The 18565-nt window shown below is 59.8% G+C and carries 18 protein-coding genes; 9 read left to right on the plus strand and 9 right to left on the minus strand.

The annotated features are described in order from the left end of the window. Positions 1–354 precede the first annotated feature (354 nt). Positions 355–1647 carry a tricarballylate/proton symporter TcuC gene (tcuC, locus tag ACW9HX_RS12080; RefSeq protein ID WP_457380784.1) on the plus strand — a complete coding sequence of 431 codons (1293 nt, stop codon included), beginning with the start codon at positions 355–357 and terminating at the stop codon, positions 1645–1647. A 10-nt stretch (positions 1648–1657) separates the two neighbouring features. Next, positions 1658–2428, plus strand: coding sequence for a substrate-binding domain-containing protein (locus ACW9HX_RS12085; RefSeq protein WP_457380785.1), 771 nt, complete (start codon positions 1658–1660; stop codon positions 2426–2428). Here the strand turns inward: ACW9HX_RS12085 and ACW9HX_RS12090 are convergent. Then, complete coding sequence (locus ACW9HX_RS12090; protein WP_457380786.1) at positions 2418–3332, minus strand: LysR family transcriptional regulator; 915 nt, start codon at positions 3330–3332, stop codon at positions 2418–2420. The two genes, ACW9HX_RS12085 and ACW9HX_RS12090, sit on opposite strands and share 11 nt — an antisense overlap. A gap of 305 nt (positions 3333–3637) precedes the next feature. Here ACW9HX_RS12090 and ACW9HX_RS12095 point away from each other — a divergent pair, with 305 nt between their 5' ends. Continuing rightward, positions 3638–5446: a monovalent cation:proton antiporter-2 (CPA2) family protein gene (locus tag ACW9HX_RS12095; RefSeq protein WP_457380787.1), complete on the plus strand. Its 1809-nt coding sequence runs from the start codon at positions 3638–3640 to the stop codon at positions 5444–5446. A 58-nt stretch (positions 5447–5504) separates the two neighbouring features. On the opposite strand, the gene hcnC is transcribed toward ACW9HX_RS12095, so the two are convergent. The 3 genes from hcnC to hcnA are packed head-to-tail and all read right to left on the minus strand — an operon-like array spanning position 5505 to position 8477. Beyond that, positions 5505–6764, minus strand: a complete 1260-nt coding sequence (gene hcnC, locus ACW9HX_RS12100; RefSeq protein ID WP_457380788.1) for a cyanide-forming glycine dehydrogenase subunit HcnC — start codon at positions 6762–6764, stop codon at positions 5505–5507. Further along, the gene (gene hcnB / locus ACW9HX_RS12105; RefSeq protein ID WP_457380789.1) at positions 6757–8166 is read right to left on the minus strand and encodes a cyanide-forming glycine dehydrogenase subunit HcnB; all 1410 of its coding nucleotides are present in this window, start codon (positions 8164–8166) and stop codon (positions 6757–6759) included. The genes hcnC and hcnB overlap by 8 nt, the downstream gene beginning before the upstream one ends. Continuing rightward, positions 8163–8477: a cyanide-forming glycine dehydrogenase subunit HcnA gene (gene hcnA / locus ACW9HX_RS12110; RefSeq protein ID WP_457380790.1), complete on the minus strand. Its 315-nt coding sequence runs from the start codon at positions 8475–8477 to the stop codon at positions 8163–8165. Before hcnA ends, hcnB begins: the two co-directional genes overlap by 4 nt. 436 nt (positions 8478–8913) lie before the next feature. On the opposite strand from hcnA, the gene ACW9HX_RS12115 reads away from it, so the two are divergent. Then, a complete protein-coding gene (locus ACW9HX_RS12115; protein WP_457380791.1) occupies positions 8914–9813 on the plus strand; it encodes a DMT family transporter in 900 nt (299 codons plus the stop codon). Between the two features lie 97 nt (positions 9814–9910). Further along, positions 9911–10528 carry a hypothetical protein gene (locus ACW9HX_RS12120; protein ID WP_457380792.1) on the plus strand — a complete coding sequence of 206 codons (618 nt, stop codon included), beginning with the start codon at positions 9911–9913 and terminating at the stop codon, positions 10526–10528. A gap of 35 nt (positions 10529–10563) precedes the next feature. On the opposite strand, the gene ACW9HX_RS12125 is transcribed toward ACW9HX_RS12120, so the two are convergent. Together ACW9HX_RS12125 and ACW9HX_RS12130 are read right to left on the minus strand one after the other, a co-directional pair. Further along, on the minus strand, positions 10564–10920 hold the full coding sequence (locus ACW9HX_RS12125; RefSeq protein ID WP_457380793.1) for a glyoxalase superfamily protein: 357 nt from the start codon (positions 10918–10920) through the stop codon (positions 10564–10566). Positions 10921–11219: 299 nt separating this feature from the next. Continuing rightward, a complete protein-coding gene (locus ACW9HX_RS12130) occupies positions 11220–12158 on the minus strand; it encodes a hypothetical protein (protein WP_457380794.1) in 939 nt (312 codons plus the stop codon). A gap of 297 nt (positions 12159–12455) precedes the next feature. Between ACW9HX_RS12130 and ACW9HX_RS12135 the strand changes: the two genes are divergently transcribed. Then, the gene (locus tag ACW9HX_RS12135) at positions 12456–13139 is read left to right on the plus strand and encodes a response regulator transcription factor (RefSeq protein WP_096822590.1); all 684 of its coding nucleotides are present in this window, start codon (positions 12456–12458) and stop codon (positions 13137–13139) included. After that, complete coding sequence (locus ACW9HX_RS12140) at positions 13117–14511, plus strand: sensor histidine kinase (protein WP_457380795.1); 1395 nt, start codon at positions 13117–13119, stop codon at positions 14509–14511. Before ACW9HX_RS12135 ends, ACW9HX_RS12140 begins: the two co-directional genes overlap by 23 nt. A 48-nt stretch (positions 14512–14559) precedes the next feature. On the opposite strand, the gene ACW9HX_RS12145 is transcribed toward ACW9HX_RS12140, so the two are convergent. Genes ACW9HX_RS12145 through ACW9HX_RS12155 form a run of 3 tightly spaced genes read right to left on the minus strand, consistent with a single transcriptional unit; the run spans position 14560 to position 16811 of the window. Next, positions 14560–14970, minus strand: a complete 411-nt coding sequence (locus ACW9HX_RS12145; RefSeq protein WP_457380796.1) for an SRPBCC family protein — start codon at positions 14968–14970, stop codon at positions 14560–14562. A gap of 24 nt (positions 14971–14994) precedes the next feature. Continuing rightward, a complete protein-coding gene (locus ACW9HX_RS12150) occupies positions 14995–15792 on the minus strand; it encodes an SDR family NAD(P)-dependent oxidoreductase (RefSeq protein WP_085711559.1) in 798 nt (265 codons plus the stop codon). Further along, complete coding sequence (locus tag ACW9HX_RS12155; RefSeq protein WP_457380797.1) at positions 15789–16811, minus strand: aldo/keto reductase; 1023 nt, start codon at positions 16809–16811, stop codon at positions 15789–15791. Before ACW9HX_RS12155 ends, ACW9HX_RS12150 begins: the two co-directional genes overlap by 4 nt. Before the next feature lie 113 nt (positions 16812–16924). Here ACW9HX_RS12155 and ACW9HX_RS12160 point away from each other — a divergent pair, with 113 nt between their 5' ends. Next, positions 16925–17824: a LysR substrate-binding domain-containing protein gene (locus tag ACW9HX_RS12160; RefSeq protein ID WP_457380798.1), complete on the plus strand. Its 900-nt coding sequence runs from the start codon at positions 16925–16927 to the stop codon at positions 17822–17824. Positions 17825–18013: 189 nt separating this feature from the next. After that, positions 18014–18385, plus strand: a complete 372-nt coding sequence (locus tag ACW9HX_RS12165) for an endonuclease domain-containing protein (RefSeq protein ID WP_457380799.1) — start codon at positions 18014–18016, stop codon at positions 18383–18385. The last annotated feature ends 180 nt before the right edge of the window (positions 18386–18565 follow it).

The raw sequence follows: 18565 nt of genomic DNA on the forward strand, positions 1-18565 counted from the left end.
CTTGTATTTTTTGCCCGGACTGTCTGGGAGATTGTAGTCGCCGACCAGTCCGCCATCGCTGGCAAGCCAGCTCCCACAATGGTTGTGGTGTTTACAGAATCGCTGAGCACACCATCAAAACTGTGGGAGCTGGCTTGCCAGCGATAGGGCCGGCACATTCAAAACTTGCACTGTCTGACACACCATCACTTGCCTGCCAGCCCCCACAAAGTCCCCGATTAATCCGGCATACGCATCAATCCATGCCAACAATGCAATTAACAAATCGATCCTCCCGCGCCACTATCCGCCCCAATAAGAACCGTGCGCCGCCTCCCCGTCGCGCACGTCATAAAAGCGGTGGAGTACTTTTCTATGACAGCCTCAATCCCATACGGCGGCTCGCGGGCCGGCGCCATTTTCCGGGTGACCTCGGGTAACTTCCTCGAACAGTTCGACTTCTTTCTGTTCGGTTTCTACGCCACGCAGATCGCGGCGGTGTTCTTTCCGGCGAGCAGTGAGTTCGCCTCCCTGATGATGACGTTCGCAGTGTTCGGCGCAGGCTTTTTGATGCGTCCGCTGGGTGCAATTGTGCTCGGTGCGTACATCGATGACGTCGGTCGTCGCAAAGGTCTGATCGTCACCCTGTCGATCATGGCCAGCGGCACGATATTGATTGTGCTGGTGCCCGGATACGAAACCATTGGTCTGTTCGCCCCGGCGCTGGTGTTGATCGGGCGGCTGCTTCAGGGCTTCTCTGCCGGTGCCGAACTGGGCGGGGTTTCGGTGTATCTCTCGGAGATCGCCACGCCGGGGCGCAAAGGCTTTTTCACGGCCTGGCAGTCGGCCAGTCAGCAGGTGGCAATCGTCGTCGCCGCTGCGCTGGGTTATGGCTTGAACCAATGGATGGCGCCGGACGCGGTCGCCGATTGGGGCTGGCGGATTCCGTTTTTCGTCGGTTGCATGATCGTGCCGTTCATCTTCATCTTGCGCCGCAATCTGGCGGAAACCGAAGAGTTCGCCGCTCGCAAGCATCGCCCGAGCATGAAAGAAGTGTTCCGCACCCTCGGCAAGAACTGGGGCGTGGTACTGGGCGGGATGTTGATGGTTGCGCTGACCACCACCGCGTTCTACTTGATCACCGTGTATGCGCCGACCTTCGGCAAGACCGTGTTGCACCTGAGCACGTCCGATGCGTTGCTGGTCACGTTGCTGGTAGGCGTTTCCAACTTTTTCTGGCTGCCGATTGGCGGGGCGCTGTCCGATCGCGTCGGCCGTCGTCCGGTGCTGATTGCCATGTCGCTGCTGGCCCTGGCCACCACGTATCCGGCGCTGTCGTACCTGGTGCAGGCGCCGAGCTTCAGCCACATGCTGCTGTCGCTGTTGTGGCTGTCGTTTATTTACGGTCTGTACAACGGCGCGATGATTCCGGCGCTGACCGAGATCATGCCGGTGGAAGTGCGGGTGGCCGGTTTCTCCCTGGCCTATAGCCTGGCGACGGCGGTATTCGGCGGCTTCACCCCGGCGATGTCGACCTTCCTGATCCAGTACACCGGCGACAAAGCTGCACCGGGTTACTGGATGAGCATCGGCGCACTGTGTGCGTTGTGCGCGACGCTGTATCTGTATCGCCGGGCCGGCGGTCGTCTGCAACCTGTTACTGCCTGAGAACATCACCATGAAAAAACTGTTTACCGTTACCGCCCTGCTCGCCGGTCTTGCGTTCAACGTCGCGGCCCAGGCCGAAGAACTGCGGGTCATGACCTCCGGCGGTTTCACCGCCGCCTACAAGATCCTCGGGCCGAAATTCGCCGCCGCCACCGGCAACACGCTGGACACCCAACTCGGTCCGTCGATGGGCAAGGCGCCGGAAGCGATCCCCAATCGCCTCGCCCGTGGCGAGCAGGCCGACGTGGTGATCATGGTCGGCTACGCACTTGACGATTTGATCAAGCAAGGCAAGGTCGACCCGGCGTCGCGGGTGGAACTGGCGGATTCGCGAATCGGTCTGGTGGTGCGTGATGGCTCGCCGAAACCGGACATCAGCAACGTCGACGCGCTGAAGAAAACCCTGCTCGACGCCCAGTCGGTGGCCTACTCCGACAGCGCCAGCGGCGTGTACATCGAGCAGCAGTTGTTCAAGAAACTGGGGATCGAAGATCAGCTGAAACCGAAGGCGAAGATGATCCCGAAAATCCCGGTGGGTTCGGTGGTCGCAACCGGCGATTATCAACTGGGCTTCCAGCAGGTCAGCGAATTGCTGCCGGTGCCGGGGGTGACTTATGTCGGGAAAATTCCGGAATCGGTGCAGTCGGTAACGCGTTTCGCGGCGGGAATTCCGGTCGGTGCTCAGCATCCGCAGGAAGCCAAAGCGTTGCTCGCCTACCTTGCCGCACCTGCCGCCCAGGCAGACGTGCAAGCCACAGGGCTGGATTCGGTCAAACGTTGACCTTCGGCGGCTGGACTTTCATTTCCACCACCAGCCGCTCCAGTTCCAGTGCCGCCGGGGTCAGCGTACGACCCCGGCGTTTGATGATGCCGACGCTGCGCATCACTTGCGGGTCGGTCAGCGGCACCCGCGTCAGGATCGGATGATCCGCCGCCGGCATCGCCATCAACGGCACCGCCGCCACACCCAACCCCGCTTCCACCAGACCGATCATCGTCGTCACGTGCAAGGTTTCGCAGATGCTCGGGCGTTGCGGCACCACTTTCGCCAGCGCCTGATCGAGCAAGAACCGGTTGCCCGAGGTCTTGTCCAGCGAGATGTAATCCTGCCGGTAGAACTCGTCCCAGGTCACGCTGCTGCGCCCGGCCAGCGGATGATCGCGGCGACAGGCGACCACGTAGCTCTCCTGCACCAGCGGCTCGAAATCCACACCCGCCTCCTGGGTGCCCATGAAACTCAACCCGAAATCCGCCTCGCCGTTGACCACCGCCGTCAGTACATCGTGGGCGCTGGAATCGAGGACTTTGACTTTGATTCGCGGGAACTGCTGGTGATAGCGAGCGACCACCCGTGGCATGAAGTAGTACGCCGCCGACGGCACGCAGGCGACAGTGACGTGGCCCTGTCGGTTAGAGGCGACTTCGCTGATGCCGAGCAACGCCACGTCCAGATCATCCAGCAAGCGCTCGACACTCGGCATGAAGCCGCGACCGGCCTGGGTCAGGCTGACCTTGCGCGTAGTGCGTTCGAACAGCTTCACGCCGAGGGCGTCTTCGAGCTTTTCGATGCGTCGGCTCAGGGCCGGTTGCGAGATGCGCACAGTGTCCGCAGCCTTGCGAAAACTGCCCTGCTCGACCACCGCGCGAAAGGCTTGCAGATCGTTGAGGTCGAAGTTGATGGCCATGGTGAACTCGGGAGGAATTGATTCGCTGAGGCTATGAATGTAACCAATTGATGCAAATTATTACAGAAGCACATCTGCTCAAGCGTGTGCTGCCGAATAGTGGTCACATAATCTGAGATCATCTCGCCCCCCCTTGTGGGAGCGGGCTTGCTCGCGAAGAGGGCGTGTCAGGCAACTGGTCTGCGGAATGACACACCGCCTTCGCGAGCAAGCCCGCTCCCACATTAGGATCTGCGGTAGATCTTGAATTGTTTCAGCCTTTATCCTGTCGCCCCCCGCCGTACCGCGTTACTGGAGTCCCGCTCATGCCCCATGAAGGCAATCTGTTGCAAGCCGCTGTCGTGTTTCTGTTCGCGGCGGTGCTCACCGTTCCCCTGGCCAAGCGCCTGCAACTGGGCGCAGTGCTCGGTTATCTGTTTGCCGGGGTGATCATCGGCCCGTCGGTACTGGGCCTGATCGGCAATCCGCAAAGTGTCAGCCACATTTCGGAACTGGGCGTGGTGCTGCTGCTGTTCATCATCGGCCTCGAACTGTCGCCGCGCCGCTTGTGGGTGATGCGCAAGTCGGTGTTCGGCGTCGGTCTGGCGCAGGTGCTGCTGACCGGTTCGGTGATCGGTGTGCTGGCGTTGTCGGTGTTCGGCCAGCCGCTGAACAGCGCGATTGTTTTGGGCTTGGGTCTGGCACTGTCGTCCACCGCGTTTGGCCTGCAAAGCCTGGCGGAACGCAAGGAGTTGACCAGCCCCCACGGTCGCTTGGCGTTCGCCATTCTGCTGTTCCAGGACATCGCTGCGATCCCGCTGATTGCACTGGTGCCGATGCTTGCGGGCGTCGACCACCACACCAGCACCGCCGACGATGTGCGCCACAGTTTGCAAGTGCTCGGTGGTATCGCGGTAGTGGTGATCGGCGGACGTTATCTGTTGCGTCCGGTGTTCCGTGTGGTGGCGAAAACCGGTCTGCCGGAAGTGTCCACCGCCACTGCGCTGCTGGTGGTGATCGGTACGGCATGGCTGATGGACATGGTCGGCGTGTCGATGGCACTGGGCGCGTTTCTCGCCGGTCTGCTGCTGGCGGACTCGGAATATCGCCATGAACTGGAAGCGCAGATCGAACCGTTCAAGGGCCTGCTGCTGGGACTGTTCTTCATCAGTGTCGGCATGGGCGCCAACCTCAGCCTGCTGCTCAGCGCGCCGATCACGGTACTGGGGCTGACGCTGCTGTTGATTGCGCTGAAGTTGCCGCTGCTGTTTGTGGTCGGGCGTCTGGCCGGCGGGTTGAGCAAAGTCAGTGCGATTCGCCTCGGCATCGTGCTGGCGGCGGGCGGTGAGTTCGCGTTTGTGGTGTTCAAGATTGGTCGAGATCAGGGCCTGTTCGAACCACGTCTGTATGACTTGCTGGTGCTGACCATCACGCTGTCGATGGCCGTGACGCCGTTGCTGCTGTTGGTCTGCGCGCGTCTGGTCAGCCCGAAGGTGCAGCCCGTGGAAGTGCCAGAGAAATTCCGCCAGATCGACACCGACACCCCACGGGTGGTGATCGCCGGCATGGGCCGGATGGGCCAGATCGTGGCGCGGATCCTGCGGGCGCAGAACATCAAGTTCGTGGCGCTGGATACCTCGGTGGAAACCATCGAACTGTCCCGCAGTTTCGGCGGCGTACCGGTGTTCTACGGTGACCCGATGCGTCCGGAAATCCTCAGTGCGGCCAAGGTCGGTGAAGCGGAATATTTCGTGATCGCCACGGACGATCCGGAGACCAACATCAAGACCGCCGAGATCGTGCGCAAGCTCTACCCGCACATGAAAATCATCGCCCGGGCCCGTAACCGGCAGCACGTTCACCGCCTGGTGGATGTCGGTGCCGATCCGATCCGTGAGACCTATTACTCCAGTCTGGAAATGAGCCGCCGCACGCTGGTCGGCCTCGGTTTGACCCAGGCCCAGGCCGATGCGCGGATCAAGCGTTTCAAGCACCACGACGAACAGGTGCTGGAGGCGCAACACGCGGTGTACGACGACGCGGCCAAAGTGCTGCAGACCGCGCAGGAAGCGCGGGCGGAACTGGCCCGGTTGTTCGAGTCGGATCAACTGGAAGAACAATCCGGCAAATCCTGAACCCTTGCTGATCGTTCCCACGCTCTGCGTGGGAACGATCAGGTGGGGGCCACCAGATTCAGGCTATCTCCAGCTCTCTCTCTTCTTTGGCCGGCGCCACTGCAAACCGGTCCGCCAGAAACGGCGTGATGTCCAGCGGCAGCGGTTCATCGTTGACCAGTTTGTCCAGCAACACACCAGTGATCGCCGAGGTCAGCACGCCGGTGCGGAAATGCCCGCAGGCGTTGAGGTAACCGTCCACCCCTGCCATTGGCCCGAGAATCGGCAACTCATCCGGCGAGCCCGGCCGCAACCCGGCCCAGGTGCGCTTGAGGTTGATGTCCGCCAGTTCCGGCAGGCAACGCACCGCGCCCTGCACCAGCCCGGCGATTTCCGGCCAGGTGGTGGTGACGTCGAAGCCCTTGTCCTCGGTGGTGCTGCCGATCAGGATCTCGCCGTTGTCCTTCTGCGCCATGTAGCAATCGCTGGTGGTCAGGCAACCGTTGAGGATTTTCGGCAGGCGTTCGGTCAGCAGAATCTGCCCCTTCACCGGTTTTACCGGAATCCGAATTCCCGTGGCCCACTCGCTCAAGTCTGCCGCCCACGCCCCCGCCGCGTTGATCAACGTCTTGCAGTGGAACACCCCGGCCTCGGTCGTCTGCACACCGGTCACCCGCGTGCCGTGATGCAGAACGCCGGTGATGTTGGTGTTGACGTACATGTCCACGCCATTTTGCCGGGCGCCTTCGGCGTAGGCGTCGGCCAGGCGGAACGGGCTGACCTGGTGGTCGCAGAGAAACTCCAGCGCCCCGCGTGCTTCGTGACTGACGCTCGGCTCGGACTCGCGCAACGCAGCCTGATCGAGCCAGCGCACCTGATCGGCCAGGTGCGGAATGCAGCCGACGATGTGCTCGGCGTACAACCGATCCTCATCGTCATAAATGACGAATTTGAGCCCGGTCTTTTCGAACTTGAAATCCATCCCGTGGTTGTCTTTCAGCTCACGGTGCAGCGCCGGGTACAGCGCGTTGGACTGCAAGGCAAAATCGAAGAACGACGGCGGCAGGATGTGCGGTGTGCTGGAGTCCACCGCCACCGCCGCGCCCTGGGTTTCGCGCTTGCGGTTGGCCGACATCATGCGGAAGAAAATCACCCCGCAACCCAGCCCCACCGACTCGCCGATGGCCCACAAGCCGCCAGCCGAGGCACGGGTCGCATTGCCCGGACGCTTGGCGTCGATCATCGCGACCTTGAGGTTTTTGCGCTTGGACAACTGATAGGCGATGGACGCGCCGATCACACCGCCGCCGGCGATGACTACGTCGTAGAACTTACTCATGGGAAACGGCCTCCGTGCCGAGGGATTTGAACGCGGAAAAAGGAATCGGATCGACCGGAAAACGCGGTCGCAACCAGCCGACATCCTTGCGCCCGGTAGCCTGACGCAAACGGTCGCTGCAATAGCCGACGCACATCCGCCCCTGACAGTCGCCCATGCTCACGCGGGTGCGCATCTTCAGGCTGGCGATGTCTTGCACGCCCTGCTCCAGCGCGCGGTCGATGTCGGCGCGGGTGGCGTGTTCGCAACGGCAGATCACCGTGTCGGCGGCAGGCAATGCGATTTGCCCGACGCCGCGTTCGGTGTAGCGATCCACCGCCGCGCGGAAACGCACGATGGCTTTGAGTTTGCCCAGATAACGGTCACGACGGACTCGCGCCAGCTCCTCTTCCAGCACACCGCGTTGCAGCAGGATCGAGGTCGCAGCGATCTTACCGGCCAGCATCGCCGCTTCACCGCCACGAATTCCGCCCATGTCACCGGCCAGATGCACGTGGGGTTCGCTGCTCTGCTGCCAGATATTGGCATTGGCGCGCAGATAGCCGTCGTCGCTGAAACCATGATCCAGACCCATTTGCTGACTCAACTGGGTGCGCGGAATAAAGCCGTAGCCGACCGCCAGGGTCTTCGCTTCGAAGCGCTCGACGCGGCTCATGTCCGGCTCCCACGTCGCCGAATAAGGCGCCACACTGATGCTTTTCAGTTCGCCTTCGCCGTGCGCCTCGACCACGCCCCAGCCGTAGTTCATCGGGATGCCGTGCAGTTTCAGATAGGCGAGCATGCTCAAGCCGTCGAGGAACAGTTGCGGCTTGTTCAGCAGCGCCAGACTTTCCTTGGCGATTTTGCCGAACGCGCAGGCCTCGTAGACACCGGCAACGCTAACGCCCGAGGCGTGCAACTGGGTCGTCACCAGCGGCAACAGCGGGCCGGTGCCGGCGATCACCACCGGCCCCTGCGGTTTGACCACGCCGCTTTTGATCTGCAATTGCAGGCCGCCGAGCATGATCACCCCCGGCAACGTCCAGCCGGGAAACGGCACGCTGCGCTCATGGCAGCCGGCGGCCAACAGCAATTGCGGATATTCGATTTCGTGCAGGCGCTCATCGCCGTCGAGCACCACCAGTGAACGCGTGCCTTCGGCGCCGACCACTCGGTGATGCAGACGCACGTCGATCAGTCCGGCCTGCTCCTGGAAGTCGCCGTGCAGTTTGCTCAGCGCTTCGAAGTAACGCGGCCCCAGGTAATCCAGCTGCACGCCGTCACGCAGCGGCCCGCGATAAACCACACCGCCAAGACGCGACGCCTCTTCCAGCAATGTGCTGCGCACACCATGGCGCGCCAGTTCGATGGCCGCAGCCATCCCCGCCGGCCCACCGCCGACGATGACCGGATACTGGCTCATAGCGCCTCCTGACCGTGAATGCGGTTGGCCTGGGTTTCGATCAACATGCCCTCGCGCACAACGGTCTGGCAGGCGCGGCGCTTATGCCGGCCGTTGATTTTCACCAGGCAGCACTGGCACACGCCCATGCCGCAATAAGCGCCGCTGATCTGGTTGTGATCGTTGCGTGCGACCTGGCGCACGCCGAGGGACTGAATGACGCTGAGCACGGTTTCGCCGATGGCGGCGGTGACTGGCTGGCCGTTGATGTGGACTGTCATATCCGCCTGCGCCAGGGGCTGGATATCAAAGGTTCTTTCTAGGCAGTGCATTGCGATGATCATCCGTGAAAAGTTCAGGTGAGGTTGAAACAGCTCCTTGCTGCACTACACCTTGCCGGCACGTGGGGGTTATCTCTCTATCGGGCCGGCAGGCTTACTCCGTCTGCGCAGCAAAGTGCGAGCGCAAGCAATGTAGTCGATCCAGCGGCAAGGGCCGGGTTCTTTTACGTTAGGGGATATCGTCTGGACGAATATTGATCCATGCCGGTGAAATGCACCGCGTTCCCGGGACAGCCGAGCCTGCTCTGAAAGTAGCCTAAACATATGAAAAAAAGGCATATAGGACAGATTGGATCCAACCTGTTCTTTTTAAAGGACATTTCAAATTTCGGAGATTAGTTTGATTAAAAGTCCACCTAACTGTAATTGACGGCCAAAACGCCCCGCCTATAATCGGCTACCTTCTCGATGGACGACTGTATTTTCTATGGACAGAAAAGTAATCACGTCAAACATTTTACTGTTGGCGGCCGCTGTTATTTGGGGTTGTGCGTTTGTTCCGCAAAAAATCGGCATGAGTTCGATCGGGCCTTTCTGGTATACAGGATTACGCTTCGCTCTCGGGACCCTGCTGATACTTCCCTTTATCTTCTTCGAAAAAAATACCCGACCGCTTTCCTGGAAGGATTGGTCATCGGGCATCGTTATTGGCCTGATCTTGTTCGGCGGGATTAATCTTCAACAAATCGCGTTGATGTACGCCTCTGTAGCGAACACCGGTTTTATTACCGGCCTGTATGTTGCGCTGGTTCCGATACTGTGCAGTTTCTTCGGCCACCGATATTCTCCGGGCGTCTGGTTCGGTGTAGCCCTGGCGACGATGGGGCTTTATCTTCTCAGTGTTCATGGAAATCTGAGTGTTAATCCCGGGGATCTATTGACGCTGGCCAGTGCATTCTTCTGGGCTTTTCAAGTCATTGCATTGTCGACGTTCGGACATCGACTTCCACCCATCAGACTGGCCATTGTCCAATCCGGAACTTGCGTTGTACTTTCCCTGGTCATCGCAGCGGTTTCAGAGCCGATTTCGTTCGAGATGATCTCCAATGCAAAAATCCCTCTCTTATATGGTGGGGTTTTGTCTGTCGCCATCGGGTTCACCTTACAGATACTCGCCCAGCGGCATATAAAGGCAGCGCACAGCGCAATTATTCTAAGTATTGAGGCCGTCTTTGCGGCAGTTGCCGGATGGCTCATATTGAGCGAATCACTTGGCCCGAAAGAACTGGCCGGTTGCGCCCTTATATTGGCCGGCACACTTCTGTCGCAACTGTCTCCGGAAAAACCACCGAAGGAAAAACGCATCATGGCGCATGAACCGTCATGAGCTGATGCCTTTCCCGTTCATTTGATCGCTATTTCTGAACAGTCTCTTCAGCGTACTGACACGCCCGTTTTTTGATAAAACCACCAAGGAGAAGGTAATGAGCATCACAGAAAAAGAGAGGCTATCGGAGGACGAACGCGAGGCGCTCACGGCAGACCCGGAGCGCCAGGACGAAGCCCATACCAGCGGGGCCTACGGCTATTTGTCCGATGCCACACTGGCGACCCGCTACTCGGTCATCTCGGGACTCATCGAGCAATATGATTGCCCCGGCGTACTTGATATAGGGTGTTACGTCGGAGGCCTGCGAGGAGCCATCAATCGAAACCGCGCTTATCACGGTATCGATATTTCAGAAAATGCAATCAAGGATGCCATCGCCCGCTATGGTGATTACGAACGCACAACGTTCAGCGTGGGTGATATTCGTAGTGAATCAGCCAAACTTCCACAGTACCCATGCGTAGTCTGGGCCGGGATCGGGTTTGGTTATTCGGACAAGGACAACCGTTCTTTTGCAGACTTGTTCAAAAAAGCCTGGGATTTGTGCAGTGACAATGGCGTACTGATCTTTGAATGCATTGAAGATTATGCCTGGGTGCAAACCCACATCGAGGCTACCAGCAAGTTACTGACCACTTTCCACGTCACTTATTCACTGGCATCCGTTCATAATCGCAGGGCGGTTTTTGTCGCTAGGAAAGTATTTAAATAAAAAACGCTGCAGCCCTGGCTGCAGCGTTTTATTAGTTACCGTGACGGACTCACAAACCGGATGTGATTGCCAAACGGATCATCTATCTCCAGGACCTGATTCTTTCCCGCCGTTATAACCGCCAACTTGTTGCCGGGCAAACCACGCTTCAATTCACTATAAAGATCGTCGATATCGCTGACCGAGACCAGGATTGTCGTGCCAGGCTCCGCATCACCTTCATGCTCTGTCAAATGAATAATTAAATTCCCCCTACTGACCTGCAGGTAGACAGGATAATCATTGCATCGATGCTCCCAATCCATCGAAAAACCCAGGCAATCCAGGTAATACTCACGCGCCAACTTTTCAGACGATATCTTGAAGATCGGGATTGCGGTTGAAAGCTCCATGCTTGCACTACCGAGTCAGTTGAAAACCCGGCTGAAAATACAATTGCGACCCTACACGGTCAAGCGCTTTAAATGGTGGTTCAACACTCCGCGCAGACTGGCCGCGACTATTATCATTCGAAACGATAACCGCCCACAAAACAGCACAAAGCCAGTCAATTTCAATATTGACTGGCTTTGTGAATATTAGAGCCGAAGCTCGTGGCAGGTCAGTGTACGAACAACGCAATCAGAATAATGATCGGGATTGGCACGCCGAGAAAAAACAGCAGTAGTGAGCGCATGGTGATTCTCCTTAATTAGCGAACTGGAGGCAGTGTGGTCGTGGTGTAGGTTTCGACTTCGACGTACTCGACCGCATCCCGACGGCGACCGCCGAAGGTGGCCGAGAGGCTGGCGAAGAACGCACCGGCCAGCAGCGCGATGAACATCCACAGCGTGGTCCAGGCAGCGACCTTGGCGGCGGTGTCAGCGGCTTGCTGAGCTTTGACCTTGGCGTCGGCAATCGCCTTTTGCGTACGGGCGTAGATTTCATCGACGCGACGTTCGGCATCGGCCTGGGTCAGGTTGGTTCGTTGTGCGACCAGTTGCGCGAGGTAGGTCCGATCCTCTGGGCTGAGCTGACCGTTGGCCAGGCTCTGGGCGAAGATCCGGGTTACGGTGCCACGGGCGGCGTCATCGCTGACAGCGGCAGGACGGTCATCACGGAACAGGCTGTCGACGAAGTAACCGTACTGATCGCTGTCGGTGTTGGCGGCGGCACTACCAGCCGCTTGAGTCATGGCACTGGCCGCGCCTCCGACGACACTCGCCCCGGCCTGCACTCCACCGCTGACGATGCTGCTGACCGAGCCGACCACCAACGTAGCGGTGACCAGCGTTGCCACACACCAGGCGAGGAAGCCATGGGCGGTGTCGCGGAAGTACACCTCGTCACCGTGCATGTTCGCCCACTTCACCCGCAGGCGACCGGCGATGTAGCCACCCAGCCCGGAAGCAATGATTTGCGTCGCCGCCAGCCAGACAATTGTCGAAATGCCCAGGCCTTTGGCGCTGACGCCCTCCCCGGCCCACGGTGAAACAGCAGAGAAGCCCAGACCGAAACCGAGCAGCACCAGAATCAACGACAGTGCCGCAGCAGCCGCGGCCCCAGCGAAGATCGCGCCCCAGGACACCCCTGAGACGTTGCTCGACTCTCCTTCGAAGGCAGGATAAAAGCCATCAGTGGATCTATTCATTGTTGTTCTGCTCCGGCATGAAAAATGGTGTTACAACTCGTCATCAGAGGAATTGCAGCGACCGTGCCAGTCAACAACATTAAATAAATCTTTGAAATTCAACGCCTTAAAAAGAATGAACTTCCCAGCACCATGCAATTTGCAACAAGGGCTCGATAGCAGCGGGTTTTCTGCATTGGCACAAACGCCCGGCCCTTCGCATTTGTATCAACTACAACATGAAAGTTAATTTAAAGCGTTATTGCAAAATCTTGGCAAAATGCTGCCATTCCGTTTGAACCGATCAGCAGGCCTCCCATGACTCGCATCTTGACCATCGAAGACGACGCCGTGACCGCCCGGGAAATCGTCGCCGAACTCAGCAGCCACGGCCTCGACGTGGATTGGGTCGACAACGGCCGCGAAGGCCTGGACCGCGCCGTCAGCGGCAATTACGACCTGATCACCCTCGACCGCATGCTGCCCGAACTCGATGGCCTGGCCATCGTCACCACCCTGCGCACCATGGGTGTGTCCACGCCGATCCTCATGATCAGCGCCCTGTCGGATGTCGATGAGCGCGTGCGCGGCCTGCGTGCCGGGGGTGACGATTACCTGACCAAACCGTTTGCCACCGATGAAATGGCGGCCCGGGTCGAAGTGTTGCTGCGCCGGCAACACAATGGCGGCACTCAGCCGACCACCCTGCGCGTGGCGGATCTTGAACTCGACCTGATCAGCCATGAAGCCAGCCGCGCCGAGCAGGTGCTGACGCTGCTGCCCACCGAATACAAGTTGCTGGAATTCCTGATGCGCAACAGCGGCCAGATCCTCTCGCGGATGATGATTTTCGAGGAAGTCTGGGGCTATCACTTCGACCCGGGTACCAACCTGATCGACGTCCACATCGGTCGCCTGCGCAAGAAGATCGACCCACCGGGCAATGTCCCGCTGATCCGCACGGTGCGAGGCTCGGGTTATGTCATTGCCGAACCCGTCTGACGGTTGGCGTTCTTCCAGCAGCCGGCTGCTGGCGCTTTACAGTTCGTTGTTCGTGGCCTGGAGCGCGATCCTCATGGGGGTCATGTATTTCGAGGTGTCCGGTTACCTCGACAACCTGGCCAAGCATTCGCTGATGCAGCGTCAGCACCTGTTTTCGCACTTTCGCGGCGACCAATTGGAAGACGCTCTCTCTGCCAGCATGACCTTCGACATCCGTGGCATCGATGCCTACGGCCTGTTTGACGCCGACCACACCTACCTCGGCGGCGCCTTGCAGAAAATTCCTGCGTCGCTGCCGCTGGACGGCAAGATTCACGAACTTCCCGACTGCTCCGAATCCGACGACCCGACCTTGCCAAACGACAGCTGCGATGCCGTCGCCACGCCGACCCGCGACGGTCGCTGGCTGGTACTGGTGCGCGATAACGGCTCGCTGTTCGCTGTGACGAGGATCATTCTGCGTGCGTTGCTCTGGGGTGTTTCGCTGACGATTGTGCCGGGCATCATCGGCTGGCATCTGCTGCGGCGTCGGCCGTTGCGGCGAATCCGCGCGATTCAGGCCAGTGCCCAGTCGATTGTCGCCGGTGACCTGACTCATCGATTGCCCGTATCCAATCGCCGCGACGAACTGGACATGCTCGCCGCCATCGTCAACGCCATGCTCGATCGCATCGAGCGTCTGATGAACGAAGTCAAAGGCGTGTGCGACAACATCGCCCACGACTTGCGCACTCCGCTGACGCGTTTGCGGGCGCAGTTGTATCGCATGCAGCAGCAGGCCGGCGAAGGCTCGCCGGAAGCGGCGCAACTGGATCTGGTACTGGCCGAGGCCGATACGCTGATGGCGCGTTTTCGCGGTTTGCTGAGGATTTCCGAACTGGAAGATCGCCAGCGACGTTCGGGATTCGTCGAGCTCGATCCGGTGCGACTGCTGCAGGAACTGCATGAGTTCTACCTGCCGCTGGCCGAGGAAGACGAACTGCGTTTCGAGCTGAACATGCCCGAAACCCTACCGATGCTGAACGGTGACCGGGCGTTGTTGTTCGAGGCGTTGGCCAATCTGTTGAGCAACTCGATCAAGTTCACCCCGCCGGGAGGCACGGTGATTTTGCGTGGGGTGAATGATGCAGGGCATACGCGGATCGAAGTGCACGATTCCGGCCCCGGAATACCCGAGTCGGAACGGGAAGCAGTGTTCCAGCGCTTCTATCGTGCAGAGGGTGGGCAACCGCAAAGCGGTTTCGGGCTGGGGCTGTCGATCGTTGCGGCGATTGTCAGCTTGCATGGGTTCAGTCTTGAAGTGGGCCGCAGTGAACTGGGTGGGGCGAAGCTGGTGCTTGATTGTCGGCAGAGTCTGATTTCACAGACCTGATTTTTTGGCAGTGATCGTTCCCACGTTGCGTGGGAACGATCGTGAAACTCAGGCCGGGTAATTGGCGCGCAGCGCCTCCAGGCCACCCTGATAGATGCCGGTGAACAACGCCACCACTTCCTCATCACTCACGCCCTTGGCCGTGAAACGCCCCGACCACGTCACCCGCGCGCCCTGCCCTTGGGCTTCGACGCGAATCGTCGCCAGATAATCCGTGGCCGGAAACGGTGCCTGCTCGATCGAATAGCTGTAGGTCTTGCCCGCGTTATTGAACGTCTCCAGACGCTCGATCACCACTGCGCCATCGGCGGTTTGCAGGGTGCGTACACGGCCGCCGTCGCTCAGTTCACTCTTGGGAATGAACGGCAGCCAGTCCGGCAGCGTGTTGAAACCGCCGATCAATTGCCAGACCTGATCGGCCGAGGCCGGGATGTCGATGAATGCTGATGCTGTTGCCATAAATAAGCGTCTCTCAGAAGGAATTCAGATTGCCAGGCTGTCGACTACACCGCCGTCGACGCGCAAGGCGGCGCCGGTGGTGGCCGAGGACAGCGGTGAAGCGATGTACGTCACCAGATGCGCGACTTCTTCGACATTGGCCACACGCTGGATGATCGAGGTCGGGCGCGCCCTGCGCACGAATGCGTCGGCTTCGTCGCGCAGGCTGCGGCCGGACTCGGCGGCGGCGTCCTTGAGCATCTCTTCGACACCGTCAGTGAAGGTCGGGCCCGGCAGGATTGCATTGACCGTGACGCCGGTACCCGCCAGGCGTTTGGCCAGACCATGAGACACCGCCAGATTGGCGCTTTTGGTCACGCCGTAGTTGATCATGTCGGCCGGGGTCGCCACGCCGGATTCCGAAGACAGGAAGATCACCCGGCCCCAGCCCTGCTCGACCATCGCCGGCACGTAATGTCGCGACAGGCGCACGCCGGAGATCACGTTGATTTCATAGAAGCGCGTCCACTCATCGTCCGGCGCGTCGAAGAAATCCACGGCGTTGTAGATCCCGAGGTTGTTCACCAGGATGTCGGCTTTCGGCTCGGCGGCGAACAGTTTCTGTGCGCCTTCGGCAGTGCCCAGATCCGCCGTCAAACCGCGCAGTTTCGCGCCCGGGACTTTGTCTCGAATGCTCGCCAGGGCCTGTTCGACCTTGGCAGCGTCGCGACCGATCACCACCACCGTGGCGCCCGCCTCGGCCAATGACTGGCTGATGCCCAAACCGATACCCGCCGTGCTGCCGCTGACAATCGCCAGTTTCCCGCTCAGATCGATCTTCATGCTTTCACCTCGTCGATAGGTAATGGTGCACGTTCGGACACCAGTTTCGCTTCACGCATGGCCTGCCAGAAACCGGCCGGAATGGCCGCCGACAGCGCCGCCATGTCTTCGGCGATGCGTCCCGGCTTGCTCGCGCCGGGAATCACTGCCGCCACTGCCGGATTGGCCAGCGAGAATTGTAGTGCAGCCGCTTTGACATCAACGCCATGGGCCGCGGCGATGCGTTTGATCTGCTCGACCTTCGCAATGATTTCGGGGCTGGCCTTCTGATATTCGAAGTGCGCGCCACCGGCCAAGATCCCCGAGCTGTAAGGACCGCCGACGACGATCTCGACGTTTTGTGCACGTGCCGAATCCATCAGGCGCTGCAAGGCGCGATCGTGATCGAGCAAGGTGTAGCGGCCAGCCAGCAGGAAGCCGTCAGGCTGCGCCTCGGTCAGGTCGAGCGTCAACTCGCACGGTTCAACCTTGTTCACGCCCAGGCCCCAGCCCTTGATCACGCCTTCTTCGCGCAAGCGGGTCAGGACTTTGAAGGCGCCGGTGCGGGCCTGATTGAAATACTCCAGCCATTGGTCGCCGTAGAAATCCTGAGCGATGTCGTGCACCCAGACGATGTCGAGGCGATCGGTTTTCAAGCGTTCGAGGCTGTCTTCGATCGAACGCAAAGTGGCGTCCGCGCTGTAGTCGTTGACGATTTTGTTCGGGCGGCCGTGTTCGAACACGCCACTTTTCTCGCCCAGATCCCGGGCAGCGGCGTCTTCGACTTCATCGAGAATGACCCGGCCGACCTTGGTGCTGAGCACATAGTCGTCGCGCTGGTAGCGGGACAGCGCTTCGCCGAGGCGGATTTCCGAAAGGCCCGAGCCGTAGAACGGCGCGGTGTCGAAATAACGCACGCCGGCATCCCACGCCGCATGCACGGTGGCCTGGGCTTCGTCATCAGGGATGGCGCGGAACATGTTGCCCAGTGGCGCAGTACCGAAGCCCAATTGGCCGGGCAGTTTGTCTTTCAAACTCATGGGGATTTCCTCGTAGTGTCTGGGTCGTGGATGACCGTTGAGCAGATCCTAGATTGCGGTACTCAGACCGTCCAAGACATAATTCGCAGCACTTGAGTCCCTAGAGGTCTGACATGATCGATTTCCGCCAATTGCGTTACTTCGTAGTCGTCGCCGAGGAAGAACACGTTGGCCGCGCGGCCGAACGCCTGCACATTTCTCAGTCGCCACTGAGCCGGCAGATCGCCCAACTCGAAGAACGCCTGGGCCTGACCCTGTTCGAACGCAGCCAGCAGCGGATCCGCCTGACCCGCGACGGCCAGACTTTCCTCGCAGAAACCCGCGCCCTGCTGACCCACGCCAACCGCCTGGAGTCCCTCGGCAAACGTCTGGGCCGTGGCGAAGAAGGCGGCTTGTGCATCGGCTACATCGAGAACGCCATGCATGCCGGCGTCTTGCCCAACGCCTTGCGCGTGCTACGGGCGGATCGGCCGAACGTGCATGTCGCGCTGTACAACTTAAGCTCCGCCGAACAACTCGAAGGCCTGCGTCAGCGTAGTCTCGATATCGCACTGGTCAGCGAACCGCCGACGACCGACGATCCGGATCTGCTGGGCTTTCAGGTACTGGACGACCCGATGCTGCTGGCGCTGCCGGAGCAACATCCACTGGCCGGACAGGCTTCGCTTAGTCCGGAGGACCTGGCCACTCAGGAATGGATCGGCGTGCAAGCGCGCCAGGACGCAGGCGACGACTTTGTCAGTGCCTGTTTGCGCGCAGGCTTCACCCCGGATGTGCGGATGCAGGCGACCGAGCCGTTTACTGCGCTGGGGCTGGTGGCTTCGGGGCTTGGGATTGCGATGATCCAGAAAGGTTTGAGCCACAACGCACCGCCGGGTGTGGTGTTGCGGGAGGTGCCGTGGCTGGCGTTCACCACGCCGTTGTGGGCAGCTTGGCACCGGGTCAATTTGCGGCCGTTGGTGGAGACGTTTCGTACAGTGTTGACTGGATCCGATATCTCCGGCGCCAAGTAATCCGCAACCCCTCATCGGAACGCCGCCCGCCTAGCCCTCTCCCCGAGGGAGAGGGGACTGATCGGGGGATATTGACGTGATACAGCGACCTGAAAAATTTAGTGTGAATCCATAATCAGGTTGATCCGACACTGGCTGTTGGTCTGGTCTACAGTGAATTTTCCATCCCACTTCACAAGGACGTGAAGCATGCAAAATCGCCCTACCCTCGACCAACGCCGGTTCGCCCGCCTTTTACGCGCCAGCCAGACCGATTGCGAGCAGATGCTCTGGCAACGGCTGCGTGCGCGGCAGGTGGTGGGATTGAAGTTTCGGCGGCAGGTGCCGATCCCGCCGTTTGTGCTGGATTTTTATTGCGTGGAGTTGAGGTTGGCGGTGGAGCTGGATGGCGGGCAGCATTATGAGGCGGCGGGAGAGGTTCATGATCGGCGGCGTACGCTCTATCTTCAGCGGCTTGGGATTGAGGTGGTGCGGTTTAGCAATCTGGAGGTGATTCAGCGGATGGGGGATGTGTTGGAGCAGATTTTGCGGGTGGCGGAGGAGCTTCGATTGCGACGCTGATCCAGAAGCCCCCTCACCCTAGCCCTCTCCCAAAGGGAGAGGGAACTGATTGGGGGATATTCGAGAGATCCGCCGACATGGGCGAAATGTTTTGAATCCATAACCGGCTCGTAGTCTCAGGTCGATGCTTGGAATCCATAATCGACTCGGTTTTTCAGGTCGATGCATGACCTGAGACAC

The organism is Pseudomonas sp. SDO52101_S400 (assembly GCF_054071635.1).